This window comes from Candidatus Epulonipiscium viviparus (genome assembly GCF_030708075.1).
GTDB lineage: Bacteria > Bacillota > Clostridia > Lachnospirales > Cellulosilyticaceae > Epulonipiscioides > Epulonipiscioides viviparus.
On the sequence record NZ_CP117982.1, the window covers coordinates 604,189 to 626,085 of the forward strand.

Annotated in this window: 20 protein-coding genes; 18 read left to right on the top strand and 2 right to left on the bottom strand. The window is 36.8% G+C overall.

What is annotated here, in order from left to right:
• Positions 1-31 precede the first annotated feature (31 nt).
• Both PCY70_RS02170 and PCY70_RS02175 read left to right on the top strand, forming a co-directional pair.
• Entirely contained in the window at positions 32-1,561 is a 1,530-nt protein-coding gene (locus PCY70_RS02170; protein WP_305768266.1) for an AbgT family transporter, read from the top strand.
• A 207-nt stretch (positions 1,562-1,768) separates the two neighbouring features.
• Positions 1,769-3,316 (top strand): AbgT family transporter, encoded by a 1,548-nt coding sequence (locus PCY70_RS02175; RefSeq protein WP_305768267.1) that lies wholly within the window; start codon positions 1,769-1,771, stop codon positions 3,314-3,316.
• A 50-nt stretch (positions 3,317-3,366) separates the two neighbouring features.
• Here PCY70_RS02175 and PCY70_RS02180 read toward each other — a convergent pair whose 3' ends face one another.
• Positions 3,367-4,062 (bottom strand): hypothetical protein, encoded by a 696-nt coding sequence (locus tag PCY70_RS02180; protein WP_305768268.1) that lies wholly within the window; start codon positions 4,060-4,062, stop codon positions 3,367-3,369.
• A 12-nt stretch (positions 4,063-4,074) separates the two neighbouring features.
• Positions 4,075-4,269, bottom strand: a complete 195-nt coding sequence (locus PCY70_RS02185) for a hypothetical protein (RefSeq protein WP_010166964.1) — start codon at positions 4,267-4,269, stop codon at positions 4,075-4,077.
• A gap of 360 nt (positions 4,270-4,629) precedes the next feature.
• Here PCY70_RS02185 and PCY70_RS02190 point away from each other — a divergent pair, with 360 nt between their 5' ends.
• From PCY70_RS02190 to PCY70_RS02265, 16 genes are all read left to right on the top strand, one after another.
• On the top strand, positions 4,630-5,142 hold the full coding sequence (locus tag PCY70_RS02190; protein WP_010166966.1) for an SEC-C metal-binding domain-containing protein: 513 nt from the start codon (positions 4,630-4,632) through the stop codon (positions 5,140-5,142).
• 48 nt (positions 5,143-5,190) lie between these two features.
• Positions 5,191-5,673, top strand: a complete 483-nt coding sequence (locus tag PCY70_RS02195) for a hypothetical protein (protein WP_305768269.1) — start codon at positions 5,191-5,193, stop codon at positions 5,671-5,673.
• A 133-nt stretch (positions 5,674-5,806) separates the two neighbouring features.
• Positions 5,807-6,124, top strand: coding sequence for a hypothetical protein (locus tag PCY70_RS02200; RefSeq protein ID WP_010166970.1), 318 nt, complete (start codon positions 5,807-5,809; stop codon positions 6,122-6,124).
• 5 nt (positions 6,125-6,129) lie between these two features.
• Positions 6,130-7,170, top strand: a complete 1,041-nt coding sequence (locus PCY70_RS02205; RefSeq protein WP_305768270.1) for a V-type ATPase subunit — start codon at positions 6,130-6,132, stop codon at positions 7,168-7,170.
• Between the two features lie 23 nt (positions 7,171-7,193).
• On the top strand, positions 7,194-9,188 hold the full coding sequence (locus tag PCY70_RS02210; RefSeq protein ID WP_305768271.1) for a V-type ATP synthase subunit I: 1,995 nt from the start codon (positions 7,194-7,196) through the stop codon (positions 9,186-9,188).
• A 31-nt stretch (positions 9,189-9,219) separates the two neighbouring features.
• Positions 9,220-9,654 (top strand): ATP synthase subunit C, encoded by a 435-nt coding sequence (locus PCY70_RS02215; protein WP_305768272.1) that lies wholly within the window; start codon positions 9,220-9,222, stop codon positions 9,652-9,654.
• 10 nt (positions 9,655-9,664) lie between these two features.
• The gene (locus tag PCY70_RS02220; protein ID WP_010166978.1) at positions 9,665-9,973 is read left to right on the top strand and encodes a V-type ATP synthase subunit F; all 309 of its coding nucleotides are present in this window, start codon (positions 9,665-9,667) and stop codon (positions 9,971-9,973) included.
• Between the two features lie 7 nt (positions 9,974-9,980).
• Positions 9,981-10,628 (top strand): V-type ATP synthase subunit E, encoded by a 648-nt coding sequence (locus PCY70_RS02225; protein WP_305768273.1) that lies wholly within the window; start codon positions 9,981-9,983, stop codon positions 10,626-10,628.
• Positions 10,618-12,387 (top strand): V-type ATP synthase subunit A, encoded by a 1,770-nt coding sequence (locus PCY70_RS02230; protein ID WP_010166982.1) that lies wholly within the window; start codon positions 10,618-10,620, stop codon positions 12,385-12,387. The genes PCY70_RS02225 and PCY70_RS02230 overlap by 11 nt, the downstream gene beginning before the upstream one ends.
• A gap of 12 nt (positions 12,388-12,399) precedes the next feature.
• Positions 12,400-13,773 carry a V-type ATP synthase subunit B gene (locus PCY70_RS02235; RefSeq protein WP_010166984.1) on the top strand — a complete coding sequence of 458 codons (1,374 nt, stop codon included), beginning with the start codon at positions 12,400-12,402 and terminating at the stop codon, positions 13,771-13,773.
• 3 nt (positions 13,774-13,776) lie between these two features.
• Entirely contained in the window at positions 13,777-14,469 is a 693-nt protein-coding gene (locus PCY70_RS02240) for a V-type ATP synthase subunit D (RefSeq protein WP_305768274.1), read from the top strand.
• Positions 14,470-14,662: 193 nt separating this feature from the next.
• Positions 14,663-15,655, top strand: a complete 993-nt coding sequence (locus PCY70_RS02245) for an ABC transporter permease (RefSeq protein WP_010166989.1) — start codon at positions 14,663-14,665, stop codon at positions 15,653-15,655.
• Positions 15,649-16,617: a carbohydrate ABC transporter permease gene (locus tag PCY70_RS02250; RefSeq protein WP_305768275.1), complete on the top strand. Its 969-nt coding sequence runs from the start codon at positions 15,649-15,651 to the stop codon at positions 16,615-16,617. The genes PCY70_RS02245 and PCY70_RS02250 overlap by 7 nt, the downstream gene beginning before the upstream one ends.
• Before the next feature lie 177 nt (positions 16,618-16,794).
• Positions 16,795-18,459 (top strand): extracellular solute-binding protein, encoded by a 1,665-nt coding sequence (locus PCY70_RS02255; RefSeq protein ID WP_305768276.1) that lies wholly within the window; start codon positions 16,795-16,797, stop codon positions 18,457-18,459.
• Positions 18,460-18,483: 24 nt separating this feature from the next.
• Positions 18,484-20,142 (top strand): extracellular solute-binding protein, encoded by a 1,659-nt coding sequence (locus PCY70_RS02260; RefSeq protein WP_305768277.1) that lies wholly within the window; start codon positions 18,484-18,486, stop codon positions 20,140-20,142.
• Between the two features lie 84 nt (positions 20,143-20,226).
• Positions 20,227-21,897, top strand: coding sequence for an extracellular solute-binding protein (locus PCY70_RS02265; protein WP_305768278.1), 1,671 nt, complete (start codon positions 20,227-20,229; stop codon positions 21,895-21,897).

Here is a 21,897-nt window from a genome sequence, read left to right on the forward strand (position 1 = left end):
ATGCAAGATAACTAACTATGAGGAGGTTGTGATGAAAAATAAAGGTGGTACAAAAACATCGATTATCGAAGTGATAGGCAAGCGAGTTCCTGATCCAGTAATTATTTTCATAATATTATACGCAGTGATATTTGTGTTATCAGTATTTTTGGGTGATATGACATTTGGCGAAACGGTCGAATACTCTATCAACAATATGGCAGAAGTAGAAAATGTACGCTGGATTTTTGATAACGCATTGGTTACGAACTGGTTAACCTATGGTGGTGGGGTACTAGGTCTGATCTTGATCGTAATGTTTGGAGTTGGTATAGCAGAAGACTCGGGACTGCTAGCAACGTTGATCAAAAAAATTAGTATAAAATGTTCAGATAAGTGGTTGCCTATATTACTAGTATTTTTGGGAATCTTGAGTAATGTGGCATCAGATGCGGGATTTATAATTTTGATACCTATGGCAGGGTTGCTATATGCAGGGCTCAAGAAAAATCCGCTAATAGGTATGGCTGCAGCAAATGCAGGGGTTTCTGCAGGATTTAGTGCAAACCTGATTCCGGCAACTCCAGCCGATATTGTTGTAGGTTCCAATGCCGAGATCTTTGCACTGGCACAAAATGTTCCGTTCGTATCTTATAGAGGTACGCCGTTATCTGTTCCATATATGAACTATTATTTTATCGTTGCGTCAACAGTAGTATTGTCGATAGTGGGTGCGTGGATCACTACTAAGATTGTGGCACCAAAATTAGAAAAGCAATCGTTCATAGTTCCGGAAGATTTAAATTTAACAGAATTTACAGTAAAGCCAGAAGAAAATATGGGATTGATTGCAGCTGTAGTGGGATTGGTTTTTGGTATCATTATTATTGGAGCACTATATTTTGGCCCCTTGGCACCATATGTAGATGCGAGTGGAAAAACGATAACGCCATTTACCAACAACATTATTTTGATGATAACGATCGTATTTTTTATGCCAGGTCTTTTTTATGGCGTAGCAGTAAAAAAATACAATAATTCACAAGCTATAGTTATGGGGTTGACTAGGCAGATTTCAAACATGGGATATATACTGGTTTTGACATTTTTTTGCTACAACTTTTTAGCATTGTTAACAAAATCAAACATTGGAACTTATATAACATATTTAGGGGCAACGTTCTTAGAAAACTTAGGCTTTGGAGAATGGCCAATGCTATTGATCATAGGGTTTATTCTTACAGCGGCAGTAATCAATTTGTTTGTGGGAGGGCTATCTGCAAAGTGGTTATTGCTAGGGCCAATCTTTGTTCCAATGCTATACAGAGTGCATCCAGAAATGACGCCCGACCTCGTTGCCGCGGCATATAGAATAGCAGACTCATCAACAAATACTATCTCGCCAATGATGACTTATACAGGAGTTATTCTTGCGTATATGAGAAAGTATAAACCAGAATTTACGCTGGGCAATTTAATAGGAGTAATGCTTCCGTATTCTATAATTTTCTTGATAGTTTGGACCATATTATTGCTTGTATTTTTTCAATTGGGCTTACCTCTGGGACCAGCTGGAGTGTAGAAACAAAGGTTTTTCCTTATCTTACCAATTTTGTTGGAGAGATAAAATATGTCTACTGCCGTAGATAAAAATTAAGTGATAGAGAAAATCATTGGTAAAATTTTAATATAATATAAGAAAATTAATACCTTTTCAACATAAATTTAGCTTTTTTTGCATAAAATAAGCAATGCAATAGAACTAAGTACTAATTATGAGGAGGAGAGTATGAGGAAGAAAGACGGTAAGAAATCATCGGTTGTCGAAATGATAGGTAAGCGGATTCCCGATCCAGTAATTATTTTCATAATATTATACGTAGTGACATTTTTGTTGTCGGTATTTTGGGGAGGCCTGACTTTTGGTGAAAGTGTAGTTGGTGGAGAAACGATCAAATACTCCATTAATAATATGGCAGAAGCGGAAAATGTGCGTTGGATTTTTGATAACGCCTTACTTGCTAACTGGTTAGCGTATGGTGGCGGAGTGTTAGGTCTGATCTTAATTGTAATGTTTGGAGTTGGTATAGCAGAAGATTCGGGGCTGTTGGCAACACTAATTAAAAAGATCAGTATGAAATGTTCAGACAAGTGGCTGCCTATATTGTTGGTATTTTTGGGAATTATGAGCAGTGTGGCATCTGATGCGGGATATATTATTTTAATTCCTCTTGCAGGCTTGCTATATGCCGGAATTAAGAAAAATCCATTAATTGGTATGGCCGCGGCATTTGCCGGGGTATCTGCAGGGTTTAGCGCAAACTTGATTCCAGCAACGCCAATCGATGTTATTGTTGGTTCCAATGCAGAAATTTTTGCAGCAGCACAAGGTGTTCCGTTTATGTCTTCTAGAGGTACGCCGTTATCTGTTCCATATATGAACTATTATTTTATCGTTGTATCAACAATTGTATTGTCGATAGTAGGTGCCTGGGTTACGATTAAAATTGTAGCGCCAAAATTAGAAAAGCAATCATTTATAATTCCAGATGATCTAGATTTAGAAGAATTTACAGTGAAGCCGGAAGAAAATATTGGTTTGATTTCAGCGGTAGTGGGATTGGTTTTTGGTATCGTTATTATTGTGGCATTGTATTTTGGACCTTTGGCACCATATGCAGATGTGAATGGAAAAATGATAACGCCATTTACCAATAATATTATTTTGATGATAACGATCGTCTTCTTTATGCCAGGTCTTTTCTATGGAGTGGCGATAAAAAAGTATAATAATTCGCAAGCCATAGTTATGGGTCTTGCTAGACAAATTTCAAACATGGGATATGTAATTGTTTTGACATTCTTTTGCTATAATTTTTTGGCACTATTAACAAAATCGAATATCGGAACGTATATAACATATTTAGGGGCAACATTCTTAGAAAATTTAGGTTTTGGAGAATGGCCAATGCTATTAATTATAGGATTTATCCTTACAACAGCGGTAATTAACTTGTTTGTTGGAGGGTTATCTTCAAAGTGGCTATTGCTCGGGCCGATCTTTATTCCAATGCTATATAGAGTTCATCCAGAAATGACACCAGATATGGTTGCGGCAGCATTTAGAGTAGCCGATTCATCAACAAATATTATTACACCAATGATGAGTTATACAGGGGTTATTCTTGCGTATATGAGAAAGTACAAACCAGAATTTACTTTGGGTAATTTAATAGGAGTGATGTTCCCATATTCTGTAGTTTTCTTGATAGTTTGGACCATATTACTACTTATATTTTTTCAACTTGGCTTGCCACTTGGGCCAGCTGGAGTATAAAAAAAGCCTCCCTGTTTTGTTTGCGGGGAGGTTTTTAAATGCGAAAAAATTTAATAGAGCATTGGAAGCGGTGATACAATTTCGATATGCGAGATATTTATATATAATATGGCGGCATTGATATAGTCGAATGCTCGTATTGTTGTAGGAGTAACGGCGCAAATAACTACTTGTAGCTGAGTTCCTGCTATAAGGATGCTGACTTTTTGGTTTATATATTGACATAGGTTGTTGGCAGCTTGAGGTTTTGTGGTATCTATTGGAAATGCGGTATTAAGTCCAAAGCAAGCAGGGCTACCACAAATAGGTATAGAATGGTATTGGCTATTATAAGCAATATCGGCAGATGCAGGCATTTGTGCAGTAGACTGATTAAAAACTATATCAGTAGTTGCAGGAGTCGATGCATTGAGCTGAGTAAAAACTACATCAGTAGCTGCGGGAGCCGATGCATTGAGTTGGGTATGAACAGCATCAGTAGTTTCAGGAGTCGGTGTATTGAGTGGAGGATGAGGAGCAGGTATATCTTTTGATACTTGCTTTGTAGTAACTGCTGATGATAATGTGGGCTTTGCAGAAAGTAGCGTAGGTATTTTTATTATATCTGCAGGGTCTGGAGTTATATTAGAACGCATACCACAGGTTGGTGATTTTCTTAATTCTTCTACGAGTTTGAGATAGTTTGTAGATTTCGTGGATCCTTTAGCCAACGCTTTTGCTGGAATTTTGGGATTAAATTCTTTCATTCAGGGACCTCCTTAAGGTAAAATATATTCGATATACGCAATATCAGCTAAGTTGAAAATTTTAGTTTGACCTGTCCCAAGTTCGATGCCTTTCATATAATTTTGACAAACTTCAGAGACTATAATAGAGTAGCTATAGCGATTAGAATAGACAGTAATTTTATTATTTACTAGAGAGTCTAAAGTATTAGATTGTTGATTGGACATAAAAATACCTCCTTATTGATAATCTACAGTTTATGAAGCGGACAAAATGTAGGTGACATTTTAAAATACAATATTTTTTTGGCATACTTTTGCGTCTTGCAATATAAAATATTATGTCCGAGGAGTGAAGTTAAAATATTTGTAAACCTCATTTCATGGTTTTGCTAAGATATTTGTGACATACGTATAAAATGTTAGAAGATAGCAAACAATTTAGTATAAGTATTCCTCTTAATTCTAATTTAAAAAAGAAAAAATAGTTGACGCAAAGTTAGAAAAATTCTATAATAGTGGAGATTATAAGGTTTTATATTATGGGGAAATACTAGGTACTTATTTAGGCAAAAAAGGAGACTAGATATGAGTTTACACGAACAATGGGAAAACTATGGTGAAGAAGCAAAGGCTCGCTCTACAGAAGAATACAAAAAAGTCGTAGAAAAGTATTTGACTAAAGAGAGAAATGTTTACGCAAGTTTACTATCACATCCAGATCAAATAGTTGAAGGAACGATTTCGGAACTGGGCGCCAAATATGGAATGAACGATTATGAGTTTTTGGGATTTGTGGATGGAATTAACGAGAGCTTGGTCGATGGTCCATACGAATTAAAAGATATGGTAGGCGATAGTTATGTAAAACTGAACTATGATCTCAAAAAATTGTATTGGAATATGCTAGATGCAAAAGCGGACTGGTTATATACTCTCAAAGAGTGGGATTCTTTGCTAACAGATATAGAAAAAGCACAAATCAAGCGAGACTACAACAAGTCTAAAACTATGACGAAAATTAAAAAGCAAGGCAGAAATGACCCTTGTAGTTGTGGCAGCGGGCTAAAATACAAAAACTGTTGTTTAAATAAGAAGTAATGTGTGGGGCACGGCAATACCGTGTCCATTTTTGTGGAGGGATATACAATGGAAATCAAGTGGACCTACATTATTATAGCAGTTCTATATGTACTTATTTTTATAATTAAAGCAATGATTGGCGAGCTTAATAAAAAATATAAAGAAGAAATGAATGCAGTGGAAGTTCGAGTATTTAAGAAAGATTTCTTAACCATTGTTGCCGTGTGCGCGTTTGTTGGAATGTTGATTATAACAATACTAACAACAATTGGGGGAATGCCGTTTAATATAAATGCTTTTGTGATTGCTATATTATTAGTAATATTAAGCATCATAAGTGGTTTTTCTAAAGTATTAGTAATAGATCAGAAAGCATATGTTTTGATGGGAGAAAAAATAGGAGAAGAGGACATTAAAGAAATTGTAGTGGCAAGAAGTAAAGTTAAAATAGTGACTAATAAATCAATCAACTATGAATTTTTCGCATCTGCTAAAGGTAAAAAGTATTTTAAATCGATAAAAAAAACGGAAGATACTATCTCAAAATAGCCATTTGGAAAAATTTAATTGTTAAAGAATGTAAAAAACTATTTCTTTTTTATATAAAAGTGGTAAAATGGTATGTGTAGGGAAAAATATGCCCCACAGTACACAAAAAAAAAGACAGAAATGGAGGTTAATCATGAAGGATATTTTTGAGGAAATCATTTCAATTGACAAAGACACTACTGCTAAACAAAAATTGGCGAAAGAAAATCTCAAAAATTTGCAGGAAAGTTTGGATCAGGATATAAGTCAGTTGTGTAAAAGTATTCTCGATCAGGCAAAAAAAGATGTTGAAGACTATGAAAATAATCTAGAACAACAGCAAGAGATTACAAAAGAATTAATTAATGAACAAACCCAAAAAGAATGCTTACTTATTAAAAATGCTTTTATAAATGTTAAAGGTAGTTTGGTGGAAAAATTATTTAATGAGATAAAAAGCGAGAGGAGCTAAATTCAATGAATGAGTTTGTTTCTTATTATGCTGTAGATGCCAAACTAAAAAGTCGCAAACCATTTTTGCTAACACGCGAAGATTTTAGTCGTATGATTGAGCTTAAGGACATAAAGCAAGTAATTACTTATATTTCTAAAAAGGACACGTATAGAATGTTTTTGGAAGAACACGCAACGGAAGATGGTATTCACAGAAACGATTTAGAAGTGGCTCTTTGGTGCGTAAATGTATATGAAATAGAAAAAATGTTGCACTTTATGTCTGGAGCATACAAAGAGTTTTTTAAACTAATGTTGCAGCTATATGAATTACGAGATATAGAATTACTAATCCGCGCATTAATGCGAGACGAGTTGCATAATGGTTTGAGTAAATATTTTATTCATAGCAAAAAGTATGCTACTGTAGATTTTAACAGACTGCTAGAAGCTAGGGATATAGTTGAATTTACAAAAATTTTAAATGGATCGATTTATTATTCTACGGTTAGAACGATTGATAAAAATGAGTTGGCAGTTAGTGAATGGCATTTAGAAATGAAAATTAACGCCGCATATTATAAACTTCTAAAAGAAAAAGCAAAGAGTCTACACGAAAAAGATAGAGTAATAGCCACTAGAATCTTGGGGGAACGAATAGATAGACTTAACGTAGAGTGGATATATCGAGCAAAACGGTTTTATGAATTAAATAACGAAGAAATTTTGTTATATAGCCTAGGAAAAGGATATAAAATTTCTTATAACCGCCTAAAAAATCTATGTTATGTAGAAGATATAGCTAAATTCCGTGTGTTGGCAAACAAATATTTGGGTGCAGAGATATTTTTTGAAAGTAATGATTTGCTCTCAAAAAAGGTAGATAATTGGTTATACAGCAAGCTGCTAGAAAAAGAAAATATATCTGGCATAGGCAAGCTTATGGTCTATATCTATACCTTGGAAATGGATCAAAAGGATATTATAGCTATTATCGAAGGCTTGAGATATCAACTCAATAAGGATGAAATTAAAGAGTATCTAATAAATAATATTAGAACGTAGAGAAAGAAAGGGGAATGGTATAAGTGGCTATTGAAAAAATGACGATGCTAAGTTTTGTAGCTTCACAAACGGATGAACAGAATATTTTAGAACAGCTTATCTTAAGTGAAAAAGCACATATCAATGCTAGTCTCGATGACTTACACGAAGATAGTTTTACAACTCATGAATATGAATCTAGCTTGCAAAGTAATGAAGTGTTGGCAGCGATAAATGAACCAGTAAAAATAGAAGAAATATTGAAGATATCTAATATAGTACAGAGCATTGCAACTCAACTTAAATTAGATCTCAAAATAGACTATACTGAAGTAAAGCAAGGCTATGATTTGACTGCGGCAAAAGCAGAACTCGAAGCTTTTGTTGAAGGCTCACGTGAAAAAGTAGATAGATTGGGATTCATAGAAAGACAATACAAAGAGCTAAAATATTTGGAGCATATAATTCATAGCGTAAAAAAGAGAAATATTGATTTTAAAAGCCTGACAGAGCTCAATAATTTTGGTTTTCAAATTGGTATATTATCATATGAGCATACGGTACAAATTAAGAAAAATTATGAAAATATCAGTGCAATTGTAGTTAGAGTCGGAGAAATTACTGATGTAAAGGAAGATATTTATTTAGTAATTTATCCTAATCATCTGGCTGATGAGACCAAACATCTCCTAAAGTCTGTAAACTGGAGAAAAATTAGAATCCCAGATGAATTTTTGGGAGATATATCGCAGATAGAAGATCAACTGCATCATAAAGTGACAGCATATGAAGAAGAAGCGGCGCAACTCAATGAGATAGTCTATAAAAATATAGATGAAAAAGCAAAAATGTTAAATTGTATATATACAAGAATAGAGCTCGAAAAAGAAGTAATCAATTTGAGCAAGCAAATTTATCATGGAAATAATGTTTTTGTGGTTAGAAGTTGGATACCAGAAAAAGATGCGCAAGATTTAGAAAATGTTGTTGCGAGCGTAACAGATAAATATGTAATGGTAAATAAAAATCCAGAAGAATTTGATAAAAAGATTATGCCGCCAACATTGCTTAAAAATAATAAGTTGTTTAAGCCGTTTGAAATGATTGTAAATCTATATGGTTTGCCGTCATATAAAGAGTTTGACCCTACACCATTTCTGGCAATGACAATGTGTCTTATATTTGGAATAATGTTTGGTGATATAGGACAAGGAGCGATATATGTTTTGGCAGGATTTTTAGTTGCTAAGAAAAATGTGGCTGCCGGGGGACTACTAAAGAGATTGGGAAGCTTTTCGATAGCATTTGGATTTTTTTATGGCAGTTTGTTTGGGCTAGAACAGCATCAGTTGCCGTGGTTGCCAAGTATATTGGGCGGATCGCCGCTAGATCCCGAGAATATTTTACCAATTTTGATTGCTAGTGTTATCGTTGGTGTAGTGCTATTAACGCTTTCATATTTTATAGGGATTGTTAACAGTCTAAAACAAGGAGACATAGAACATGGCGTTTTTGGAAGCCATGGTATTGTTGGATATATTTTTTATTTAAGCTTGGTATTAACGGCAGTAGCGTTTACGGGAGTTATACCAATATCACCATTAGTTTTTGCAACTATATTAGTTATAACTTTGATTATTATGGTTTTAAAAGAGCCACTTACTCATTTTATGGAAGGCAAGCGTCCTTTAATTAAAGGTGATAAAGGAAGCTACTTTGTGGAAAATGGATTTGAAGGGCTAGAGACTTTGTTAAGTGCGCTTAGTAATGCAATATCATTTATAAGGGTGGGTGCGTTTGCACTAAACCATGCAGGATTATTTATGGCATTTTTAGTTATGGCAGAGCTTGTGGAAAGTCCAATTCTAAAAGTTTTGATTATAATTATAGGAAACATCTTGATTCTAACATTAGAAGGACTAGTTGTTTTTATTCAGTGTTTGAGACTTGAGTATTATGAAATGTTCAATAAATATTTTTCTGGAGAAGGATATGCATATAATCCAATCGTTTTAGGTAACAATAAGGAAAGTATATAAATATTAAAAATAAGAAAGAGGTAAAAGAACAATGATGATTATTACAACGATTTTAGCAGCAGTTATTGCAGGAATTACAATCGAAGCTGGCATTAGCGCAGTGAAAAACAAAAAACAAGGTAATATTAAAAAGGCAATTCTAACAACAGTAGCTCCGTTTAGTACTTTAATAGTTATGGCGTTGGCGTTTATTATTTTTGATGGCGATGTTCTTGCAACAAATGAAGTAGTGGCAACAGTGGCTGGTGTTTCTGTAGGTGAAGGATTTAAATATATAGCTGCAGCATTAAGTACAGGTATGGCAACAATCGGAACCGGACGCGCAGTTGGTGCAGTTGGATCTGCGGCGATCGGAGCAGTATCAGAAGATCCAGCAATCTTAGGTAAGACATTAATTTTTGTAGGTATGGCAGAAGGTATCGCGATTTATGGTATGATTATTTCAATTTTAATTTTGTTTGCATAGGACGAAGGATATGAGAACTTTTTTAATTAGTGATAACAAGGACACCTGGGTTGGAATGCGTCTTTGCGGTGTAGATGGAGTCGTAGTACATTCTAGAAAAGAAGTACTAAACGAAATCAATGCGGTTTTTCGGGATGATACGATCGGTCTTTTGCTTCTTACAGAAAGAATTGTAGATCTGGCAAAAGAAGAAGTAATGGAATATAAGCTTAAAAAGGCGATTCCAATGATTATAGAAATTCCTGATAGACATGGAACAATAAGATCTGGAGATGCTATTTCACAATATATTAGAGAATCTGTGGGCATTAAAATTTAAAAGAGAGGTGAAAAAATTGGTAACCCTAGAACAAAAACTTGCCTTGTTCTCAAAGCTTATGCAGCAAGACATATCAGATAATTTACAAGAAGGTCGTGCCAAAATAGAAAGCGATTATAGAAAAAGACGAGCGCTTCAAGAGCAGCAAAGCAAAGAGAAAGCCAAAAGATATGTGGACGATCATAAAAAAATTATCGATACAAAAATTGCACAATATAAAGCGAAGGCAAAGCTTGAATCAAAAAAGGAAATCATGCAAGTAAAAGAGGACTGCATCCATGTTATAGACGAATTGCTAAAGGATAGAATAAATGAATACACTGACACTGCAGAATATCAGACATGGATTATAGAAAGCGTAAAGTCTCTAAAAGAATATTTTGATCAAGAGGTTGTGATATATCTTTCACCAAAAGACTTAAAAAATCAAAAGGAAGCAATAATAAATGAACTGGAAGCTGAAGGCGCAAATACTAAATTTGTTGCCTTTGATCTAAATGATAAAATTGTTTTAGGAGGCTTAATTGTAAAAATAGAAGCTTCAAATATGCAAATAGATTTATCGTTAGATAGTGTGCTCGAAAACAAAAGCGAAGAGATTTCTCAACTTGTTCTGACTGCTATCGAGAAGGAGTGTGAAGAACTTGAAAAATAAAGGGAATGTTACGCTTGTAAATGGCCCAGTTGTTATGGGTTCTGGAATGGGTGCATTTAAATTAAACGAGATGGTAACTGTTGGAAACCAAAGATTAATAGGAGAAGTTGTTATTTTAGAGCAAGATAGAGCCACTGTGCAAGTATATGAGGAGACAGAAGGGCTTAGAGCAGGCGAAGAAATTATTTCGACGGGTGATCCTCTGTCAATTAGCCTTGGCCCTGGTATGCTTGGAAATATGTTCGATGGAATTCAAAGACCTCTTAAGAAAATTGAAAGTATTTCTCCAAATTTTATTCCAGAAGGTATTGGTCTTCTTTCTATAGATACCGAAAAATTATGGGAAGTAAAGCTAAACGTTAAAGAGGGAGATTACCTCGCAGCAGGAGCGGTATATGGAACTGTTCAGGAGACCGCTAGCGTATTGCATAAGTTATTGGTACCCCCTCTAGTTGCTGGAAAAGTAGTAGAGGTAAAACCAGATGGCGAGTATAAAATAGAAGATACAGTTGTGGTAATAGAGCTTAAATCGGGTGCCAGACATGAATTGACTTTAGTTCAGAAGTGGCCTGTTAGAAAGGGTAGACCAACCAAAGAGCGTTTGCCCATATATAAACCACTAATTACGGGGCAACGTGTAATAGATACGTTCTTTCCTGTGGCGAAGGGAGGCACAGTTGGGCTTCCAGGAGGGTTTGGAACGGGCAAAACTGTAACGCAACATCAGCTAGCAAAATGGTCTGATGCCGACATAATCGTATATATCGGTTGCGGAGAGCGTGGAAATGAGATGACAAACGTTCTGGAAGAATTTCCTAGTTTGATTGACCCTAGAACAAATCGTCCTTTGATGGAGAGAACAATCCTAATTGCCAATACATCTAATATGCCTGTTGCTGCACGTGAGGCTAGTATATATACAGGAATTACGATGGCAGAATATTTTAGAGACATGGGCTATGATGTGGCCATTATGGCGGATTCGACATCGCGTTGGGCAGAAGCACTCCGTGAAATCGCTGGCCGATTAGAAGAGATGCCTGCAGAAGAAGGGTATCCGGCTTATCTACCTTCTAGACTTGCACAGTTTTATGAGCGAGCAGGATGCGTCAAAACGTTAAATAACGAAGAGGCGTCGGTTACAATAATTGGCGCAGTCTCGCCACCAGGAGGAGATTTCTCAGAACCAGTTACAGAAAATACAAAGCGTTTTGTGAGCGCATTCCTAGCGCTTGATAAAAAATTAGCTTACGCAAGACACTATCCGGCAATTAACTACCTCACAAGCTATAGTAGTTACGTAACTATATTACATGATTGGTATCGCGATAATGTGGCTCCGGATATGATGTATATTAGAGGAAAGATGGTTAAGTTGCTGCAAGAAGAAGAGAAGTTGAATGAGATTGTTCAGCTGATTGGAGAGGATGTTTTGCCAAACGATCAGCAGTTGATCCTAGAAACCGCGAGGACAATCAAAAAGAGCTTCTTGCAACAAAATGCACTTCATAAAGAAGATACCTATGTAAGTCTTGAAAAGCAATACAAGATGCTAAAGGTCATTGATGTATTTTATGAGAGTGCATTGGCGTGCGTAAAATTAGGAATACCTGTTTCGATTATTAGAAAAGTTCCGATATATCAAGAAATAATCAAGATGAAATATGATGTGCCAAACTCAAATCTTGCACTGCTAGATGAGTTAACAGATAAAATTAAAGCAGGATATGATGAATTAAAAGCTAAATATCAAGAGTAGGAGGGTGTAGAAATGGTAAAAGAGTATTTGAAACTAGATAAAATCCAGGGCCCTCTTATTATGCTAGATGGTGTATCAGAGGTTGCTTATGGAGAGTTTGTTAAAATTACAGTGGATAGTAGGGAAATACGTTCGGGAAAAGTTATCAAAATAGATGGCGATTATGTAGTAGTGCAAGTGTTTGAAGGGACTACAGGAATTTCGACTGAAAATGTTGCTGTGCAATTTACAGGAAAACCACTGGAGATAGCATTAAGCCCAGATATTCTGGGGAGAACGTTTAACGGAGTTGGAAAGCCCATTGATGGTGGATTAAGTATCGCATCGACGCATCGTGAAAATATCAATGGACGTCCTATAAATCCTGTCGCTAGGCAGTATCCTAGAAATTTTATTCAAACTGGAATTTCTGCAATTGATGCGCTAATGACATTAATTCGTGGGCAGAAGTTGCCAATATTTTCCGGAAATGGTATGGCGCACAATGAAATAGCGGTCCAAATTGTAAATCAGGCAAAAATCGAAGGTGCGACAGCAGAAAATTTTGCCATAGTATTTGGAGCGATGGGCGTTCGCCACGATGATGCCAACTATTTTAGAAAGAGTTTTGAGGAGTCTGGAGCATTAGACCACGTTGTTATGTATTTAAATTTGGCAGATGATCCAATTGTAGAAAGGATTTCTACACCGAGAACCGCTCTTACGGCTGCCGAATACTTAGCATTTGAGAAAAATATGCATGTATTGGTTGTAATTACAGATATGACTAGCTACGCAGAAGCTCTAAGAGAAATGTCATCGATTAGAGGAGAAGTACCATCTAGAAAAGGCTATCCGGGATATTTGTATAGTGACTTATCTACAATTTATGAACGCGCTGGAATGCTCGAAAATAAAGAAGGGTCCATTACATTGATACCAATTTTGACGATGCCAAACGATGATATCACGCATCCAATTCCAGACCTTACAGGATTTATTACCGAAGGACAAATAGTTCTAAGCCGAGAATTAAATCAAAAGCAAATCTACCCGCCAATAGCAATACTGCCGTCTTTGTCTCGTTTGATGAAGGATGGCATTGGAGCAGGATACACTCGCGAAGACCATGTAGACCTCACTAATCAGCTATTTGCAGCGTATTCGCATGTTCAAGATATTCGCTCGCTTGCACAAATTATAGGAGAAGATGATCTAAGCGAAATAGACCAGTTGTATTTAAAGTTTGGCAAAAAGTTTGAAGAAAGATTTATTTCTCAGGGAAATCATGAAAATAGGAGTATCACAGAAACATTGGACATTGGATGGGAAATGCTTCGTATTTTACCTAAAGAGGAGCTAGATAGAATCCCGCCTGAAATGCTAGATAAGTATTGGGAGGTGTAATCTATGGCAATGCAAGTTGCACCAACTAAGAGTAACCTACTAAAGGCAAAGGCGTCGCTGGAGCTTTCAAAGTCTGGATACGAACTGCTAGATAAAAAGCGCAACGTTTTGATACGCGAAATGATGGAGCTAGTAGAAAAGGCAAAGTCGATGCAGACTGGGATAGGCGATATAATGGCGCAGGCGTATTTGGCGCTGCAAAATGCAAACATCACAATGGGTATCCAGAAGGTAGACGAAATTGCCTATAGCATTCCAAAAGATGAAAAATTTGAAGTGTTACCAAAAAGTGTTATGGGATCCGTAATTCCAACAATTAGATATGAAAAAAGCCCACTAGTGCCACATTATAGTTTCTATGAATCTAATAGTGCCTTTGATAAGGCAGCGCTAAAATTTAAAGAAGCTCAATACCAAATCTATGAGCTTGCTGTACTAGAAAATTCGATTTACAAATTGGCAAAGGAGATTGAAAAAACTCAAAAGAGAACTAATGCTCTATCTAATATTCAAATTCCTAAGTACAAAGAACAAGTAAAACAAATTAGTGAAAGTTTAGAAGAAAAAGAGAGAGAAGACTTCTTTAGGTTGAAAAAATTAAAAAATAAAAAAAATATTATAGAGGCCGTTATGGTCTCTTTTTTTTTGCGAACAATATACATCACAAAATATTTTTTTGTAAACTATTGTACTTAAAAAATAATTATGTTATACTTATATATATAAACAATATAAAATTGCAACAACTTTTCTACATAAATATATTTTATATGTAATTTTTGTTGTTTAACTATATCTTTAGCTGCACATCTAAGATAGATATAATTATAAAACAGAAACGTTTCACAAGGATGCAGTTGAGGAGAATTTCATAAAGGAGGCAGTTCTTTTGGAAACAGTAATAGAGCAAAAAAAAGTATCGCGTAAACCAAAGAAAGCTAAGAAAGTTAAATTAACTCCAGAGCAAAAGAAAAAACAATTGAAAAAAATGGCGGGTATGTGGCAGCTGTATTTGCTATTGGTTTTGCCAATCATATATTTCTTGGTATTTCAATATTTTCCGATGTATGGTGCGCAAATAGCGTTTAAAGACTATCTGACAGTGGAAGGTATTTGGGGAAGCCCATGGGTTGGGCTTAAACACTTCGAGCGATTTATAAACTCGGGCAAAATGTGGGAACTTGTTAGAAACACATTATCGATCAGTTTATATGCCTTGTTTATGGGATTACCATTCCCGGTTATGCTAGCACTAATGTTTAGATATATTCCGTTTAAGAGATATGGCAAGTTTATACAATCTGTAACATACGCACCTCACTTTATATCAGTGGTTGTTATGGCGGGTATTATTGTAGAAGCTTTAAATCCTCGTGGAGGTATGATTGATACAATCGTTGGTTTGTTTGGCGGAGACTGGGAAATAAATCTTATGGGGATCCCCGAAGCCTTTTCGTCTGTATATGTTTGGTCTGGAATATGGCAAAACATGGGATTTAGTGCTATCATCTATTGTGCCGTGTTAGCAGGGGTGGATACGACCTATCATGAGGCGGCGATGGTTGATGGCGCAACTATGTTCCAAAGAGTTTGGCATATAGACATACCGTTTTTGATTCCACAAGTTGTTTTAAGCTTAATTCTTGGAATGGGTAACGTTTTGAATGTAGGATTTGAGAAGGCACTACTATTACAAAATACTCTAAATGCGAGCAAGTCGGAGATGATAAGTACGTATGTATATAAAATGGGTATCGCGGCATCGCTACCAGATGTTTCTTATACAACAGCCATTGGTTTGTTTAAGTCGGCGATAGCATTTGTTTTGGTTATTGTGGTAAACAAAATTGCTAGAAAGTATGGTGAGATGAGCATATGGTAGAAGAGGCAAAAGCAGTAGAAACGGTAGATTATATAAAGGTAAAACCAAGAAATAAAATACAAAAGATGTTGGCACCAGAAATAGGGGATGAAATAGGCACATCTATTATCACTACCATATTTGCGACATTTATATTATTACTTATTGTATACCCACTATGGTTTATTATCATCAATTCATTTAGCTCTGGTAGGGCGGTGGCCGCAGGTGAAGTATATTTTTGGCCAGTAGAAATAACTTTAGATGGATACAAAGCAGTTTTGGATCACCATTTGATTATACCAAGTTTTAAAAATTCGATTATGTATATGCTAGTGGGTACAACAATCAATGTGTTTATGACCGTAATCACCGCATACCCATTGTCTCGTAAAGATCTAATCGGGCGATCAAAGATTACTCTATTTTTTGCATTTACAGTGTGGTTTAATGGAGGAATGATCCCAACCTTCTTGCTATATAGAAGCCTGGGAATGATTAACACTTTTTGGGTAATGGTAATTCCTGGGGCAGTTGCAATGGGGAATATGGTAATTACAAGAACATACTTCCAAAAGACAATACCAGAAGAGTTACTAGAAGCGGCAAAGATCGACGGTGCGTCAGATATAGAATATCTATTGAAAATCGCGCTTCCGCTTGCTAAGCCAATATTGGCAGTTATAACGCTCTATTATGCCGTAGGTCACTGGAACCAATTCTTTGCAGCATTACTATATATAAATGATCCAGATAAGTATCCAATCCAATTAGTACTACGCGACATCCTATTCCAAGGAGAGACCGCATTTGGTGGAGACGCAGGCTCGCTGAGCTTAGAAGATATGGCAATATTAGAGAATTTACAACAGATATTGAAATATTCAGTAATCGTTGTTAGCGCATTGCCGATGATGATCATTTATCCATTTGTACAAAAATATTTTGTTCGTGGCATTATGTCAGGATCAGTTAAAGGTTAAGAGAATTATGCCCCTCAAATTTTACGAGGGGTTTCAAACAAATATATTCTAAATATAAAAGTAGTACATAAAAAAGAGGTGAAGACAACTACAGCTGCTATCAAATATAACATGTCATGATAAATATCATGGCGAAATATAATATAAGTAATAATGACACTACTAGGAGGAAATACAATGAAAATCAAAAAATTATTAGGTTTAGGATTGTGTACATTGGCAGCAGGAATAATTTTTGTGGGGTGCGGTTCTGATGATTCTGAATCTGCAAGTGTGAGCGATGATATTTATACGGAATCAGGTTATCCAATTATTAAAGAGGGAAATGATGTGTCTATAAGTTTTTTTACAGGACTGAGAGCAAGTGTAAGCACATATGATTCTAACGTAAATCCTACAACAAAGCATCTGGAAGACTTAACAGGCATAAAAATGGATATCACCGAGACAACATCAGCTGATAAAAAGCAAAAATTTAACGTAATGATGACAGGTGGTGATTATACTGATGTTATATTAGACATGTGGAGCACGCATTCAGAATTGGCTTTATATGGAAGCCAAGGTATTTTTATTCCGCTAGAAGATTTGATTGCAGAACATGCGCCAAATATTCAGGCGGCTCTTGATGCGCATCCAGAAATTAGAGATACGTGGACTATGGAAGATGGGCATATGTACACTATTCCGCGTATTGGTAACTCAACTCACTCTGAGGTCTCTCAAAGAATGTGGATCAATAAGCAATGGCTGGATAACCTAGGGCTGGATATTCCAAAAACAACAGAAGATTTCTATGACGTACTAAAGGCATTCAAAGAGCAAGATGCTAACGGAAATGGCGATCCAAATGATGAAGTGCCTCTATCTGGTGCAATTACATCTGGCTGGAACACTAACCCGATTCCATACATTGCAAATGCGTTTATCCCATGTACTAACGCTTCTGGATATTTAAATATCGATGAGAACGGTAAAGTCTATTATGCAAGATCAACCGATGAATGGAAAGAATTTTTGAAGTATATGAACAGGTTGTATGAAGATGGGCTAATAGATCCGCTATTATTTACGCAAACCTCAGATCAGTTAATGAAGCTCGGATCAAATCCTGGAGATATAATATTGGGAGCAACAACTGGAGGCAGCGTATCGGTATTTACAAATACTTCCAATACGGCAAGATGGAATGAATATATAGCATTGCCACCGCTAGAAGGACCAGAAGGCGTGGTTTCTGCAGTGAGAGCTCCAGACTATGGCTCAGCAGTGCTTTCGATTACCAATGCGTGTAAGTATCCAGAAGCGGTAGTGAGAATGTTCGATTATCTATATACAGAAGAAGGCTTGATATGGTCTCAATTTGGTGAAATAGGAAATGGAGCTATCGATATCGCACCAGAAGGAGCGCTCAACATAATCGGTGAGCCGGCAAAATATATTCGATTGCCATTTGATAATGTAAAAGACTTAAGTTGGAATAGAATGGGGCCAGATTATCGTCCAGCAGATTATGATTTGTGGTTTACAGCAAAAGAGAATCCGGCAGAAGACATCGAGAAAGTACTATACGAATCTGCAGTAAATGACTATCTGCCAGTTGCGCAACCGCTAGAAACCATAATGCCAAAGGTTGCGTTTGATACAGAAGAGTCGCGTATAATCGTGGACGTAACAACAAACGTCAATATGTATATAGACCAAGTAACGGCAGAGTTTGTAACAGGAAAGAAAGACATCGATGCTGGCTGGGATGAGTATATAGAAACGTTAGATAGATATGGGCTCCAAGATTATTTAAAAGTACAGCAAGATGCGTATGATAGAAATCAAAATAAATAAGCGATTTTTAAAGGAGGAGCATAAATGAAGTTAGGAAAATTGGCAGTGTTACCTATGTTGGCGGCAGCGATGCTAGTAGGATGTGGTGGAGACGAGTCTGCTGCAAGCAAAGTAGCGCACGATGATCTATACACAGAGTCGGGGTATCCAGTAATTAAAGAAGGCAACGATGTAAGCATCAGCTTTTTTGTAGGGTTGAGACCTGGGGTAACGAGCTATACATCGGAGATAAATCCTGTTACTGCACATATGGAAGAGAAGATGGGCTTTGATATGGAGTTTGTAGAGACCACTGACGCAGATAAGAAGCAAAAGTTTAACGTAATGATGACCGGCGGAGACTATACAGATGTTATCCTCGATATTTGGTCGTCGCATTCGGAACTGGCATTATATGGAAATCAAGGGATTTTTATTCCGCTAGAAGATTTAATAGCAGAGCACGCACCAAACATTCAGGCAGTTCTAGATGCGCATCCAGAAGTGAGAGATACCTGGACCATGGAAGATGGGCACATGTATACTTTGCCACGTATCGGCAACTCAACTCACTCAGAAGTGGCAAACAGAATGTGGTTAAATAAAGAGTGGCTAGATAATTTGGGATTAGAAGTGCCAACCACGACAGAAGAGTTTTTTGATGTGTTAGTTGCATTTAAAGAGCAAGATGCCAATGGAAATGGTGACCCCAATGATGAAGTGCCTCTATCTGGCGCGATGTCATCTGGTTGGAACACTAATCCAATTCCATATATATCAAACGCATTCATTCCAAATACCAACTCGTCCAATTACTTAAATATTGATGAAAATGGCAAAGTTTATTATGTGAAAGCAACAGACGAATGGAAAGAATTTCTAAAATATATGAATAGACTGCATGAAGCAGGAGTTCTAGACCCACTTATTTTCTCGCAAACCAAGGATCAATTGCTAAAGCTAGGCTCAAATCCTGGTGATATAATATTGGGAGCGACAACGGGAGGAAGTGTTTCGGTATTTACCAATACGAGCAACTTTGATATATGGACCAACTATATAGCATTGCCACCGCTAGAAGGGCCAGAAGGAGTTCGCTCCGCAGCTAGAGCGCCAGACTATGGCTCAGCAACATTGTCGATCACAAATGCATGTGAGTTTCCAGAAGCCGTAATCAGATGGGCAGATTATTTGTATACAGAGGAAGGCTTGCTATGGTCGCAGTTTGGTGAAATCGGCAATGGACAGCTTGAGTATGCGAAAGAAGGAGAATTAAATATTATCGGTGAGCCCGCAAAATATACTAGGCTTCCAGCAGATAATGCGAAAAACTTGAGCTGGAATAGAATAGGATCAGATTACCGTCCCGCAGATTATGATCTCTGGTTTACTGCAAAAGAAAATCCTGCAGAAGACATCGAAAAAGTATTATATGAATCTGCCGTAAATGACTATTTGCCATGTGTACCAGATCTCGCAACGCTGATGCCTAAAGTGGAGTTTTCAATAGATGAGTCTCGTACTATTGTCGACATAATAACAAATATGAACCTTTATATAGATCAAGCAACTGCAGAATTCATTACAGGAATTAAAGATGTAGAAGAGGGATGGGATCAATACCTCGAGATGCTAGATAAAAACGGATTGCAAGAGTATTTAAAAGTACAGCAAACAGCATACGATAGATTTATGGATAAATAAACATTTTGCCCCTTCAGAAAAGTCAGTGGAGGGGCTATTTTAAAAAATAAAATTGAAACGCATATAAATTTAGGAGGAATATAAATGAAATTAGGAAAATTGTTAGCGTTATCGGCAGTGGCAGCGATGGCACTTGTGGGTTGCGGCGGAGATGAATCGGCGAGCTCTGCAAACAAGATCAGCGCGGATATGTATACGGAAGTGGGTACATATCCAATATTGAAGGATGGAGCAACGGTTTCGTTTACGGCATTTGCACCTCTAAGACCTGGCGTTACAACTTATGATTCGGAAGTAAATCATTTTAGTAAATATATGGAAGAAATGACGGGAGTTCATATTGATTTTATGGAAGCAACTCAGGCAGATGCGAAGCAAAAGTTTAACATTATGATGACCGGCGGAGACTATACGGATGTTATTTTATCGATGGCCACAGGAGTATCTGAGTTACAATTATATGGGCAGCAAGGAATATTTTTGCCATTGAATGATCTAATTGATCAACACGCTCCAAATATTAAGAAGGCGTTAGAGGATCATCCAGAAGTTATGGAGGCGTGGACAGCAGAAGATGGTAACCTGTATACTATTCCTAAAATGGGTGGGGCAACGCATTCACTTACTTCATATAGAATGTGGTTAAATTATGAGTGGCTCGACAATCTAGATCTAGAAGTACCAAAAACTACAGAGGAATTTTATCAAGTTTTGAAAGCATTTAAAGAGCAAGATGCTAACGGCAATGGAGACCCCAACGATGAGGTGCCATTATCTGGATCAATTGATGCGTGGAATGGAGATCCGATGCCGTTTTTACTTAATGCATTTATCCCGGCGTCTCCATCAAGCCAGTACATAAACATTGCCGAAGACGGATCGCTATATTATGTAAAGGCAACAGATGAGTATAGAGAATATCTCAAATATATGCATAAGCTATATGATGAAGGATTAATCGACTCGATGATGTTTTCGCAAACCAAAGATCAGCTACTAAAATTGGGTTCAAATCCAGAGATTGCAATAATGGGAGCAACGGCAGGCGGTTCGATATCGGTAATAGCAAATACGGCAGATACAGATCGTTGGACGCAATATCAGGCGCTTCCACCGTTAACAGGACCAGAAGGCGTGAGATCTGCTGCACATACCGTAGACTATGGGGCGTCGAGATTGTCTATCACAAACAAGTGCGCAAATCCAGAGGCAGTTCTCAGATATTTTGACTACATGTTTACTCCAGAAGGAAGGATGTATAATATTTTTGGAGTGGTAGGAGAAAATAGCCGCGTGGTTCCGGCAGAAGAGGGGCTATTAAACTTGATTGGCGAGCCGGCGATATATACCAGAAAGCCAGCAGACTCGGCAAAAGATTTAGCCTGGAATAATATGGGTCCAACATATAGCTGGCCTGGATATGAATTAGAATTTTCGGTAATGGAAAACACGAAAAATGATGCCGAGTATGTACTATATAACTCTGCAGTAAACGATTATCTGCCAGTAGCGCAAGATCCGGCGACTATGTTGCCACCATTGGCATTTACAACCGATGAGTCTAGAGCAATAGTGGATATCATAACAAACTTAAATTTGTATATTGATCAAGTAACTTCTGAATTTATAACAGGAATTAAAGATCCAAACGATGACAAAGAATGGGACGAATATTTGGAGATGCTAGAGAAAAATAGACTTAGCGAATATTTAGCAGTGAACCAAGCATCTTTGGATAGAAAGCGTGCCAAGTAA